This window comes from Streptococcus mitis, assembly GCF_023109515.1.
Lineage (GTDB): Bacteria > Bacillota > Bacilli > Lactobacillales > Streptococcaceae > Streptococcus > Streptococcus mitis_CS.
The window spans coordinates 285401-297028 of record NZ_JALDUM010000001.1 but is presented as its reverse complement, the minus strand read 5'-3'; the positions used below and the strand labels follow the sequence as shown (position 1 = coordinate 297028).

Here is an 11628-nt window from a genome sequence, read left to right as displayed (position 1 = left end):
TTCTTTTATCCTCATTCTTAAGTTAGCTTGTTAAAATCCCAGATTTGATCCATCCAGCCTTCATAGAAGTCTGGTTCGTGGCAGACCATAAGGATAGACCCTTTGTATTCTTTAAGAGCACGTTTGAGTTCATCCTTGGCATCCACATCCAAATGGTTGGTCGGCTCGTCCAGCACTAAGACATTGTTTTCACGATTCATCAAGAGACAGAAACGAACCTTGGCTTGTTCCCCACCTGACAAGACCTGAATTTGGCTTTCAATATGCTTGGTTGTCAGACCACAACGGGCAAGGGCTGCACGGACTTCTGCTTGGTTGAGAGCTGGAAAGGCATTCCAGACAGCCTCTAGTGGTGTTTGACGATTGCCACCTTCTACTTCCTGCTCAAAATAACCAAGTTCTAGGTAGTCACCGCGTTCAACTTCCCCAGCGATTGGCGGGATAATTCCCAAGAGACTCTTCAAGAGAGTTGTTTTCCCGATACCATTTGCCCCGATAATAGCAACCTTTTGATTACGTTCAAAGGTAAGATTTAAAGGCTTGGTCAGAGGACGATCATAACCAATTTGCAAATCCTTGGCTTGGAAAATAAAGCGCCCTGGTGTACGAGCCGGTTTGAAATCAAAGGATGGTTTTGGTTTCTCACTTTGCAGTTCGATAATATCCATCTTATCCAATTTCTTCTGGCGGGACATGGCCATGTTTCGTGTTGCAACACGCGCTTTGTTTCGAGCGACAAAGTCCTTGAGGTCCGCAATCTCTTTCTGCTGACGTTCGTAGGCTGCCTCTAGCTGAGATTTCTTCATAGCATAGACTTCTTGGAACTGGTAGTAGTCACCAGAATAACGCGTCAGCTGTTGATTCTCCACATGATAGACAATATTAATCACATCGTTCAGGAATGGAATATCGTGTGAAATAAGAACAAAGGCATTCTCATAGTTTTGGAGATAGCGCTTGAGCCAGTCAATATGCTCAGCATCCAAGTAGTTGGTCGGCTCGTCCAACAGCAAGATATCGGGCTTTTCAAGGAGGAGTTTAGCCAAAAGTACCTTGGTTCTTTGCCCACCTGACAAAGAGGTTACATCTGTATCCATGCCAAAATCCATGACTCCAAGGGCACGCGCTACTTCGTCAATCTTAGCATCCAAGGTATAGAAATCACGACTCTCTAAACGGTCTTGAAGTTCGCCAACTTCTTCCATGAGAGCATCAACATCCGCTCCATCTTCAGCCATTTCCATATAAAGGTCATTGATACGAACTTCCGCTTTAAAAAGCTCATCAAAGGCTGTACGGAGCACATCACGTACCGACTGCCCTTCAGCAAGGACTGAGTGCTGATCCAAGTAACCAGCAGTCACATACTTAGACCACTCAACCTTCCCTTCATCTGGCAACATCTTACCAGTCACGATGCTCATAAAGGTTGATTTCCCTTCACCATTAGCACCGATCAGACCGATATGTTCCCCCTTTAGGAGACGGAAGGACACATCTTCAAAAATTGCACGGTCACCAAAACCGTGACTCAGATTTTTAACTTCTAAAATACTCATTTTAATTCCTTATCTTGTTTTTATGTAATTGTTTATAGAGAAGCCAAGCCAGATAGCCACCCAAGGTATTGGTCCACAAATCATCAATCTCAAAGACGCGATTAAAATCAAAGAAAAAATCCAAGACCAACTGCGTACACTCAATTCCAAGACTCACAAGAAAACTGAAAAAGATCACTTTTCTTGTTTTCCGCAAGTTTGGAAGGAGATAAAGGAGTTGAAACACCAAAGGAAAAAGTAAGAAGACATTGAGTATATTTTGTAGAAAAATCCAATATAATTGTCCTACATCACTCACTTCACCTAGTTTCCAGAGAGAATTGAAAGGAGTCAAAAGAAAAACCAGGCGTCCAAGATGCTGAATACCTGGAGTTTCCACCCCTACGGGAGAATGTTCTTGAGGAGTAAAGCAAAAATAGACAATGCAAATGCTATAGAAAATGACTCCCCAGACCAAAACATGATTATATGTTTTCTTCATCATTAAGGATTAACTGCTGCGACTGCTTTCTGGCGGTCACGTTTCATTGTGTTAGAGCGCAATTGTCCACAAGCTGCATCAATATCTGTACCATGCTCTTGACGGACGACACAGTTGACCCCTTTTTTCTTAAGCGTATCATAGAAGGACAGGACGCGCTCTTTAGGACTACGGCTATATTGGTCATGCTCACTAACTGGGTTATAAGGAATCAAGTTTACATAAGACAATTTCTTGATATTCTTGAGCAATTCAGCCAATTCCAAGGCTTGTTCTACACCATCATTGACTTCATTGAGCATGATATACTCAAAGGTTACACGACGATTGGTTGTTTCGATATAATACTCAATAGCAGCAAAGAGTTTTTCAATCGGAAAGGCACGGTTAATCTTCATGATGCTTGAGCGCAGTTCATTATTAGGTGCGTGAAGGGAAACGGCAAGATTGACCTGAACACCTTCATTAGCAAAATCACGAATTTTATGGGCCAAACCTGAGGTTGAAACCGTAATGTGACGAGCACCGATGGCCATTCCCTTGTCATCATTGATAGTACGAACGAAATTCAAGACATTGTTGTAATTATCAAATGGTTCACCAATTCCCATGACAACGATATGACTGACACGCTCATCCTGACCACGCTCATCAAAGTATTTCTGAACCAGCATGATTTGCGCTACGATTTCCCCATTATTGAGGTCACGTTGTTTCTTAATCAAACCAGAGGCACAGAAGGTACAACCGATATTACAGCCGACCTGAGTGGTCACACAGACAGATAAACCGTAGTGTTGACGCATGAGTACTGTCTCAATCAGCATTCCATCTGGCAATTCAAAAAGATATTTAACTGTCCCATCAGCAGATTCTTGCACGATTCGCTGTTTCAATGGATTAACCACAAACTGGTCATTAAGCTTAGCAATCAAATCCTTGGAAAGGTTGGTCATTTCTTCAAATGACTGGACACGTTTACGGTAGAGCCATTCCCAGATTTGATCTGCACGGAATTTCTTTTCTCCCTGCTCCAAAACCCATTCCTGCATGGTTTGACGTGTTAAACTATAAATTGACGGTTTCATTTCTTCTCCTTATTCTCTACTCACTTCTGACGAATGACAAAATGACGTTGTCCCTTGTCCTCTTTCTGAGAATGCTGATCTTTCTGACGACGTCTATTTTTCTTATCTGCATTCGGTTTTCGTTTAGTTTGAGCCGGTTTCTTTCCTTTTCTAGAAGGCTGTTCTTCTTCCTTCTTACGCATTTTCTTGTCAAATGACGCTCGCTTAGGGGCTTCATTTTCTAAGACAAAATAGGCACAACCATAACTACAATACTCTAAAAGGTAGTCTTGTAAACGACTGATTTTTTCAAGTTTTTCATCTGTTCGGTCATCCTTGTAAAACCCTCGTAGGCGAAGCTGTTCATTGCTCCAGTCTCCCACGATATAATCAAACTTGGTTAAGACTTCTGAAAAACGCTGATTAAAAGCCGTCACATCAAAGGCATCCTTGATATTTTCAACCAAGGAAAAAGCTATCCCTTCCGTTTCGACCTTGTCCCCGTGTAAATGAAACTCAGGACCAGGAAACTTGTTATAGTTGTATAATTCAGGTGCAATTTCTTTTCGCATAGATATCCTTTTTCCACGATTACTTAATACTTTATTCTACCATAATTTCTAGCAGTTAGCACGTTTCTCATAAAAATGAAAAAAGTCTGACGATTTTGTCAGACCAAAATAATATAACCTTAAAAAGAGAAGAACAATTCTTCCCTCCAACTATCATTATTTAGCAGCTGCGTACAGTTCATCTACTTTGTTCCAGTTGATCACTGAGAAGAAAGCTTTGATGTAGTCAGGACGCACGTTGCGGTATTTCACATAGTAAGCATGTTCCCAAACGTCCAAGCCCAAGATTGGTTTTTTGCCTTCTGAGATTGGTGTGTCCTGGTTTGCTGTTGAAGTCACTTCAAGTTTCCCTTCTTTGTTGACAACCAACCATGCCCATCCTGAACCGAAACGAGTTGTTGCTGCTGCAGTGAAGGCTGCTTGGAATTCTTCGAATGAACCAAATGTTGCATCGATTGCTGCTGCAAGTTCTGCTGATGGAGCTGTTTTTTCAGGAGTCATCAATTCCCAGAAAAGAGCGTGGTTCAAGTGTCCACCACCATTGTTGATAAGCGCTTGACGGATATCAGCTGGGATAGATTCTACATCAGCAAGCAAAGCTTCAAGGTCTTCACCGATTTCAGGGTGTTTTTCTAGAGCTGCATTAGCATTGTTGACATAAGTTTGATGGTGTTTGTCATGGTGCAAGTGCATTGTTTCCGCATCGATGTATGGTTCCAAAGCGTCGTATGCATATGGAAGATCTGGTAAGATAATAGCCATCTGTAATACCTCTTTTTCTTTCTATATGAAAATGATAACGCAAACATTCACTTTTTTCAAGTTTTTTGCTTATAGATGAAGAAATCACTGAAATACTTTCTAATAAAACTCTTCGAAAATCAAATTTAAACCTCGTCAACGTCGCCTTGCCGTAGGTATAGTTACTGACTTCGTCAGTTTCATCCGCAACCTCAAAAACATGTTTTGAGCTGACTTCGTCAGTCTTATTTACAACCTCAAAGCAGTGCTTTGAGCAACCTGCGGCTAGTTTCCTAGTTTGCTCTTTGATTTTCATTGAGTATAAAATAAGCAAATCAGCAAGAAACCCACGACAAGATAGTATTGACGCGGGATAAAAATTTTTTGAAATATGATTAATTTACCTGGCTAGCAATCTGTAGGAGTGCCTTTTCAAAAAGGAAACCTTTTTCATAAAGACCTGTCTTAATCTGATAGTCTGTCTCAATCAAATAGGAAATAGCTTGCTTCAAAAAGCTCAAAGAAAGTCCTCTTGAATCTCTCAGCGCAAACTTGATTTGATAGGGATTGGGATTGCGTCCGAGAAAACTTCCTAGACTACTTGCAATCTGAGATTCTGTTTGCCCAGATTCCGCCAAAATCTTCACCTGAGTAAAAGTCCGAAATTGTCCTAGCATGACGGCAATCAACTTAATTTCATCTTCACCTTGCAAGGTCAAGTCTCTAACCAAATCGAGCGCCTGATCCATCTTTTTAGTCAGAATAAACTGAGTTAAATCAAAAATATTGTCCTGCAAGGTCTTGGGAATTGCGTTAACAATATCCTCTTCCTCGATAACAGAGTCTTCTTTATAGGACTGTAAAAAGAGGAGATTTTTCTGGATTTCGCTAAATTGAAAACCAGACTTGATGAGGAGATTTTCAAAAGAATGATTGGCAAACTGCAGACCTTCTTTCTGGCTCCACTTTTGAAAATACTGACGCAGTTCTTGTTCTTTAGCTTCTACTGCATCGAAGACCTTGGCATCACGCTTAAGTAATTTAACCAACCGTCTTTTGCTATCCAGCTTTCCTTCTGCAAAGATTATCAACTTGGTTGTTGGTGAAGGATTGTCAAAGTATTCCTCAAATGACTTGAGCTCATCATCTGTCAAAAAGCGCTTTTTAGCAGTTGTGATATCGACAAAATGATCTAATATCACGATTTTCTCATCCGCAAAGAAAGGAAGACTGACCAACTCCAGTTCCACATCCTTGTAAACTACTTCTTTCATATCAAAGTAGGCAAAGTTGAGGTCGGCAGAATCATAACCAATCTGTTTCAATACTTGACTCTTCATCACTTCAAACTGACCCTGATCTGTCCCTGTAAATAGGCTCAGACTAGGTAAATTTGATAAAGTCAACTTCTGACTTTCTTCAATGGCTAGCATCTTCTCTCCTTTCTTCTGATTTTTTAATGAATTTAATCAATATAGCGCAATTTCCCACGGAAATCTTCTAGGCTTTCGTACCCTTTTTCCGCCATGATTGCTTTCAGTTCATTGGTAATACGATCAAAAGCACCAACTCCTTCTTTGTGAAGGGTAGTTCCCACCTGCACCATACTAGCTCCACAGAGGATATGTTCAAAGGCATCTCTACCAGTCAGAACGCCACCTGTTCCGATGATTTGGATTTGAGGATTTAAACGTTGATAAAAGGCGTGAACATTAGCTAGAGCAGTCGGTTTGATATACTCGCCACCTATGCCACCGAAACCATTTTTAGGACGAATAACGACAGACTCATCTTCTATATAAAGGCCGTTTCCGATAGAGTTGACGCAGTTGACAAACTTAAGAGGATACTTATTGAAAATAGCTGCCGCTTGGTCAAAGTGAACAATGTCAAAATATGGTGGCAATTTAATTCCAAGAGGTTTGGTGAAGTAGGCAAATACCTCTGCCAAAATCCGGTCTGTTGTCTCAAAATCATAGGCAATCTGAGGTTTACCTGGAACATTTGGACAGGAAAGGTTTAGTTCAGTCAGACCACGAAACTCACTCTCTTGGACTTTTTTCAAGATAGTATGGGTTTCCTCTGGAGACATGCCGACTAGAGATAGGAAGAAAGTTCGGTTCGTCTCTTTTTCCTGCAAGTCCAAAAGGTAGTCCAAATAATAGTCTAAGCCATTATTTGGCAAGCCCATAGAGTTGATGGAACCAAGTGGAACATCTTGATAGCGTGGCTCAGGATTCCCCTGACGAAAGTCCAAGGTCGCTGTCTTAGTGACAAAGGTTCCTGCCGCTGAGTTTTTAACCCCTTCTAACTCCTCTATCGTCATACAAGCCACACCTGCTGCATTCATCAAACAATTGTCAAACTCAAAACCAGCAATTTGCGTTTTCGTTGATACCATGATTCTGATCCTCCAGATTCCTTTTATTGCTAATATTATACCATATTTTCAGATTTTCTCTTTGAGAAAGATATTTACAAGAAAAAGGTTCGTTTTTTATCTATTTTTAAAAAGTCTCAAAACTAAATTGATAGAATTTTTAGAAAATTTTTGTTTTTTCTCTTTACAGTTAAAAAAAATTCTGCTATAATGACACACATAATTAAATTAGAATTTAAGGAGAACGATATGACATCTGCTAAAGAATATATCCAAAGCGTGTTTGAAACTGTAAAAGCTCGTAACGGGCACGAGGCTGAGTTCCTTCAAGCTGTTGAAGAATTTTTCAACACTTTAGAACCTGTATTTGAAAAACACCCTGAGTATATCGAAGAAAATATCTTGGCACGTATTACTGAGCCAGAGCGCGTGATTTCTTTCCGTGTTCCTTGGGTTGACCGTGATGGAAAAGTTCAAGTAAACCGCGGTTACCGTGTTCAATTCAACTCAGCTGTTGGACCATACAAAGGCGGACTTCGTTTCCACCCAACTGTAAACCAAGGGATTTTGAAATTCCTCGGATTTGAACAAATCTTTAAAAACGTTTTGACTGGACTTCCAATCGGTGGAGGTAAAGGTGGATCAGACTTCGATCCTAAAGGTAAAACAGATGCTGAAGTGATGCGCTTCTGCCAAAGCTTCATGACTGAACTACAAAAATACATCGGCCCATCACTTGACGTACCTGCTGGTGATATCGGTGTTGGTGGACGTGAGATTGGTTACCTTTACGGTCAATACAAACGCCTTAACCAATTTGATGCTGGTGTCTTGACTGGTAAACCTCTTGGATTTGGTGGTAGCTTGATTCGTCCAGAAGCAACTGGTTACGGTTTGGTTTACTATACTGAAGAAATGCTTAAAGCTAACGGTAACAGCTTTGCTGGTAAGAAAGTGGTTATTTCAGGTTCTGGTAACGTTGCTCAATACGCTCTTCAAAAAGCGACTGAACTTGGTGCAACTGTTATCTCTGTATCTGATTCAAATGGTTATGTCATCGATGAAAATGGTATCGACTTCGATCTATTGGTTGATGTTAAAGAAAAACGTCGCGCTCGTTTGACTGAATATGCAGCTGAGAAAGCAACTGCTACTTATCATGAAGGTTCTGTATGGACTTACGCTGGAAACTATGACATTGCGCTTCCATGTGCGACTCAAAACGAAATCAATGGTGAAGCAGCTAAACGTTTAGTTGCTCAAGGCGTTATCTGTGTATCTGAAGGTGCCAACATGCCAAGCGACCTTGATGCCATCAAAGTTTACAAAGAAAATGGAATCTTCTACGGACCTGCTAAAGCAGCCAATGCCGGTGGTGTAGCCGTTTCAGCCCTTGAAATGAGCCAAAACAGTCTTCGCCTCTCATGGACTCGTGAAGAAGTTGATGGACGTCTCAAAGACATCATGACAAACATCTTCAACACAGCTAAAACAACTTCAGAAACATATGGTCTTGATAAAGACTACCTTGCAGGAGCAAACATTGCTGCCTTTGAAAATGTAGCAAACGCTATGATTGCACAAGGTATTGTTTAAGATTCATTTGCTTAATCCTCAATCGCTTCGATTGGGGATTTTTAGCTTGAATTAAACAGTTGGAAAATTACTTACTCGCCCCCTTTTTTGCCCCTTTTAGAACAAAAAGAAAAACCGCTACTCCTAAGAATAGCGGTTTAATCATGTTTTTAAGCTACTAATGTAGTCGCTCTATTATTTGCCGTTTTTTCTTTTAAAGACTTTTTGCCCAGTTTAACTTCTTAAGAAAGCCAAATGATATTCTCCATTCAATTTAACTGCTACTTTCTCGTGGATAGACTGATTTTTTAAAGAACAAATTTCTCCATATTTCCAACTTTCGTGCTCCCCTGATAATCTAGTGACTGACTTCACTTGATTATCTAAGTTAGCAACTGTAGCACTAAGCTCTTCTTTTGGAATAATTTCTTCAGTAATTGTAAATAATTGTTCCCCTATCTTCAACTCTCTGGCTTCTTGCTCATTGATAGCAAATTCTCCTACTAAGCGAACATTAAATAAGTCAGAAACTTTTATAAGTTCTTCTTTAGAAATATTATCAAGTAGTTTACATTTATAGAAAGTACTATCAATTTTTATGGCAAATTCTCTATTCTTGGTTTGATATAAGTCACCAATCTCCAACAAATCATTCTTTATTTCATCATTGGAATCATCGTAAGATATTTCATAAATATCATAATGATTGCTTACTTTACTTTCAATATCTTCATATAAAATTAATTGATTAGTTACACCATAATGCTCTCCTTTATAATCAAATCGATTATAACTTGAGTCGAGAAATTTAACATCATACTTCTCATATGTGCATCCAGTCAATCCAAGTAAACTTAAGAAAAAAATTACGGAAAGATAGATCTTTTTGAATTTCATAGTTCTCCTCCTAATTTTCTATAGTTAAATTATCAAAAATCAATAACGCCTCTCTCCAATATGTCTTTACAGACTTATTTTGGATATGAAGTAAAGTCAAAACAATTCCCAAACTTCCATCCAAAAATTTAACACTCCCTTCATTTCAATCATAGTATATAATTAAACACCTTTTCTGCTTACAACTACTAAATTAGCAACAAACAATAATACAACATAAAAAGTTAAAACTAATAAATTGGTTGTGTTTCTAAAATTATTTTCTAAAATTATATTAACTGGTAAAATTACTGGAATCCAAAAAATATTAAGAAAAACTTTATTTGTTGCAAATAATATAAATAAACTTTCTACAACAGCAATAAGTAAATTGCCGCCTTTCGCAATAAACAATGTCAATAGCATGTGGAAATGATTTAGCAATATTAGTAATAACCAACTAACTATTCCTACGTAAAAATAATATGAAAAGTGTTCTAACTCTATACCTACAACTACCCATAAAGGAATAGTAAGTAAAGATAATAGTAAATCTAACACAAAAATTTTCGCTCCCCATATACTGGCTGTATTTCTCGAGCCTTTAATATTCTGATAATTATTAGCATTGATTTCTTGTTCAGATACTAATAAAGTGATTATCGTAGTTATCATGCAATAGCCTAACATGGGTAAAAAGATAATATTTTCCAATACAATTGTGTTATTTACAGATAATATGTAAATTGGAATTGTCAATAGTTGTATAGTAGACAAAATCAAAATAATGTATAGTTGATACGAACCTTTAAATTTAATCATTTCACTTTTTAGCAATTGGATCATTACTTAACCTCCAATTTAACATTAACAAAGAAACAATAAATAGAATCAATGATAGAAATACGGTAAATACTACCATTTTAACGTCTGTTACATGATTTGTTAAATCTAAATCTCCTGACGGTTTTATATACATAAGACTATAAGCAATTTTATAATGATATGTAAAAGGAAAGAAGAACCAAAAGCTACTTTGAGCGATAAAAGGTGCAACCAAAAAACAAATCAAGGAGTTAATAGATACTAAGATATAGGGGTTGATCCGTTTCGAAAATAGATACAAGAGTGGCAATACCCATATGGATGTTATCGAAATAAGTACTAAACAAATTAAGTCACCAATTATATTCAATGATATTAAGTCGCCATACAAAAAATTACTTGTAAATAATAATATAGCTAAAAACCATACGTTCGAAATGAGTAAATCTTTTAATTTTAAAAGTATCTTTACGATATATATTTTTATGCTATCATTTCGAAAGTATATATTCTGGAAGTTTCCTGCAGCTTCTTCTGCTTTATAATCATATAAAAATAACAATCCAATAAGCGTGTACAAAAAGACGGCTTCCCACCAATATATTGAAAAACTTTCTAGAATACTCGGTCCAACAAGTAATACAGCTATTAAAATCGACAATCCAGGAGCTATTATCAAGAATTTTTTGGATGTATTTTTTCGCTGTTTTAACCATTCTGATTTAAATATTTTTATCATATTGCGTCACCTCCATGAACAATTCTTATAAATAAAGATTCTAAATCATCACTTTGAACATTCGAACCATCGTAAAAAATTTGACCATCATGTAAAATAACAACTTTATCTGCCACTTTACTAACTTCATACAGTTGATGGCTAGATAAAAGAATTGTCATTCCTGATTTCTTTAAAGAAATCATTAAATTCAACAATTCCTTTATACCATCTGGATCCAATCCATTGGTAGGTTCATCTAAAATGAGCAAATCTGGACTAGTAATTATTGCCATACCTAATCCCAAACGTTGTTTCATACCTAAAGAAAAGCTCCCTGCTTTTTTCTTTCCCGTATTAGATAGCCCAATCAAGTTTAATACTTCATTAATTCGTTCGTCAGAAATGTCATATAACAATGCTCTTGTTTTTAAGTTATCAAATGCAGATAAGTTCATATAGATAGCAGGAGTTTCAATAAGCGCTCCAATCTCATATATACCCGCATTTTTTTTCCCATTAAAAATAACCGTACCACTATCAGCATTTTCAAGACCAAAAATAATCTTCATAATTGTTGATTTTCCTGCACCATTAATACCTAATAATCCACAAATACTCCCCTCTTTTATTTCAAAAGAAATATTTTTCAGTACTTCTCTATCCTTATATGATTTTCTAAGTTTTTGAACTTGTATATTCATAACTATAATTCCTCCTTGTTTTATACTTGTATGTTATACTTTATTTTTCAAAATTTGTTCAGAATTTCCAATTTTACAAAATTAAAAAAATAGACAGTCCTCAATTTAGAAAACCATCTATTTTTATACA

The 11628-nt window shown here is 37.4% G+C and carries 12 protein-coding genes; 1 reads left to right on the top strand and 11 read right to left on the bottom strand.

Translation table 11 applies throughout. From position 1 onward, the window contains the following. Positions 1-17: 17 nt before the first annotated feature. From M1G05_RS01535 to M1G05_RS01505, 7 genes are all read right to left on the bottom strand, one after another. Positions 18-1559 (bottom strand): ABC-F family ATP-binding cassette domain-containing protein, encoded by a 1542-nt coding sequence (locus tag M1G05_RS01535; RefSeq protein WP_247952877.1) that lies wholly within the window; start codon positions 1557-1559, stop codon positions 18-20. A gap of 1 nt (position 1560) precedes the next feature. Then, positions 1561-2043 (bottom strand): VanZ family protein, encoded by a 483-nt coding sequence (locus M1G05_RS01530; RefSeq protein ID WP_247952876.1) that lies wholly within the window; start codon positions 2041-2043, stop codon positions 1561-1563. Next, on the bottom strand, positions 2043-3128 hold the full coding sequence (gene rlmN / locus M1G05_RS01525) for a dual-specificity RNA methyltransferase RlmN (protein ID WP_247952875.1): 1086 nt from the start codon (positions 3126-3128) through the stop codon (positions 2043-2045). The genes M1G05_RS01530 and rlmN overlap by 1 nt, the downstream gene beginning before the upstream one ends. Positions 3129-3148: 20 nt before the next feature. Further along, positions 3149-3679, bottom strand: a complete 531-nt coding sequence (locus M1G05_RS01520) for a YutD family protein (RefSeq protein WP_247952874.1) — start codon at positions 3677-3679, stop codon at positions 3149-3151. Positions 3680-3835: 156 nt separating this feature from the next. Beyond that, a complete protein-coding gene (sodA, locus tag M1G05_RS01515) occupies positions 3836-4441 on the bottom strand; it encodes a superoxide dismutase SodA (RefSeq protein WP_000974733.1) in 606 nt (201 codons plus the stop codon). Between the two features lie 374 nt (positions 4442-4815). After that, on the bottom strand, positions 4816-5853 hold the full coding sequence (gene holA, locus M1G05_RS01510; protein ID WP_247952873.1) for a DNA polymerase III subunit delta: 1038 nt from the start codon (positions 5851-5853) through the stop codon (positions 4816-4818). A 32-nt stretch (positions 5854-5885) separates the two neighbouring features. Then, the gene (locus M1G05_RS01505; RefSeq protein ID WP_094753212.1) at positions 5886-6821 is read right to left on the bottom strand and encodes a dihydroorotate oxidase; all 936 of its coding nucleotides are present in this window, start codon (positions 6819-6821) and stop codon (positions 5886-5888) included. Between the two features lie 228 nt (positions 6822-7049). Between M1G05_RS01505 and gdhA the strand changes: the two genes are divergently transcribed. Next, positions 7050-8396, top strand: coding sequence for an NADP-specific glutamate dehydrogenase (gdhA, locus tag M1G05_RS01500; protein ID WP_000199543.1), 1347 nt, complete (start codon positions 7050-7052; stop codon positions 8394-8396). A gap of 213 nt (positions 8397-8609) precedes the next feature. Here the strand turns inward: gdhA and M1G05_RS01495 are convergent, their stop codons facing one another. The 4 genes from M1G05_RS01495 to M1G05_RS01480 all read right to left on the bottom strand — a co-directional run bounded on the left by M1G05_RS01495 (position 8610) and on the right by M1G05_RS01480 (position 11498). Then, positions 8610-9272, bottom strand: a complete 663-nt coding sequence (locus M1G05_RS01495; RefSeq protein ID WP_049502159.1) for a NisI/SpaI family lantibiotic immunity lipoprotein — start codon at positions 9270-9272, stop codon at positions 8610-8612. Between the two features lie 162 nt (positions 9273-9434). Further along, positions 9435-10097, bottom strand: coding sequence for an ABC-2 family transporter permease (locus M1G05_RS01490; RefSeq protein WP_247952872.1), 663 nt, complete (start codon positions 10095-10097; stop codon positions 9435-9437). Next, positions 10075-10815, bottom strand: coding sequence for a lantibiotic immunity ABC transporter MutE/EpiE family permease subunit (locus M1G05_RS01485; RefSeq protein ID WP_000590350.1), 741 nt, complete (start codon positions 10813-10815; stop codon positions 10075-10077). Before M1G05_RS01485 ends, M1G05_RS01490 begins: the two co-directional genes overlap by 23 nt. Beyond that, a complete protein-coding gene (locus M1G05_RS01480) occupies positions 10812-11498 on the bottom strand; it encodes an ABC transporter ATP-binding protein (protein WP_247952871.1) in 687 nt (228 codons plus the stop codon). The genes M1G05_RS01485 and M1G05_RS01480 overlap by 4 nt, the downstream gene beginning before the upstream one ends. Between the last annotated feature and the right edge of the window lie 130 nt (positions 11499-11628).

What these genes read in the sequence shown, in the direction of transcription:
- M1G05_RS01505 (WP_094753212.1), bottom strand. Translation starts at nt 6,821, where the DNA reads ATGGTATCAACGAAAACGCAAATTGCTGGTTTTGAGTTTGACAATTGT.
- holA (WP_247952873.1), bottom strand. Translation starts at nt 5,853, where the DNA reads ATGCTAGCCATTGAAGAAAGTCAGAAGTTGACTTTATCAAATTTACCT.
- M1G05_RS01520 (WP_247952874.1), bottom strand. Translation starts at nt 3,679, where the DNA reads ATGCGAAAAGAAATTGCACCTGAATTATACAACTATAACAAGTTTCCT.
- M1G05_RS01485 (WP_000590350.1), bottom strand. Translation starts at nt 10,815, where the DNA reads ATGATAAAAATATTTAAATCAGAATGGTTAAAACAGCGAAAAAATACA.
- gdhA (WP_000199543.1), top strand. Translation starts at nt 7,050, where the DNA reads ATGACATCTGCTAAAGAATATATCCAAAGCGTGTTTGAAACTGTAAAA.
- M1G05_RS01495 (WP_049502159.1), bottom strand. Translation starts at nt 9,272, where the DNA reads ATGAAATTCAAAAAGATCTATCTTTCCGTAATTTTTTTCTTAAGTTTA.
- M1G05_RS01535 (WP_247952877.1), bottom strand. Translation starts at nt 1,559, where the DNA reads ATGAGTATTTTAGAAGTTAAAAATCTGAGTCACGGTTTTGGTGACCGT.
- rlmN (WP_247952875.1), bottom strand. Translation starts at nt 3,128, where the DNA reads ATGAAACCGTCAATTTATAGTTTAACACGTCAAACCATGCAGGAATGG.
- M1G05_RS01530 (WP_247952876.1), bottom strand. Translation starts at nt 2,043, where the DNA reads ATGATGAAGAAAACATATAATCATGTTTTGGTCTGGGGAGTCATTTTC.
- sodA (WP_000974733.1), bottom strand. Translation starts at nt 4,441, where the DNA reads ATGGCTATTATCTTACCAGATCTTCCATATGCATACGACGCTTTGGAA.
- M1G05_RS01490 (WP_247952872.1), bottom strand. Translation starts at nt 10,097, where the DNA reads ATGATCCAATTGCTAAAAAGTGAAATGATTAAATTTAAAGGTTCGTAT.
- M1G05_RS01480 (WP_247952871.1), bottom strand. Translation starts at nt 11,498, where the DNA reads ATGAATATACAAGTTCAAAAACTTAGAAAATCATATAAGGATAGAGAA.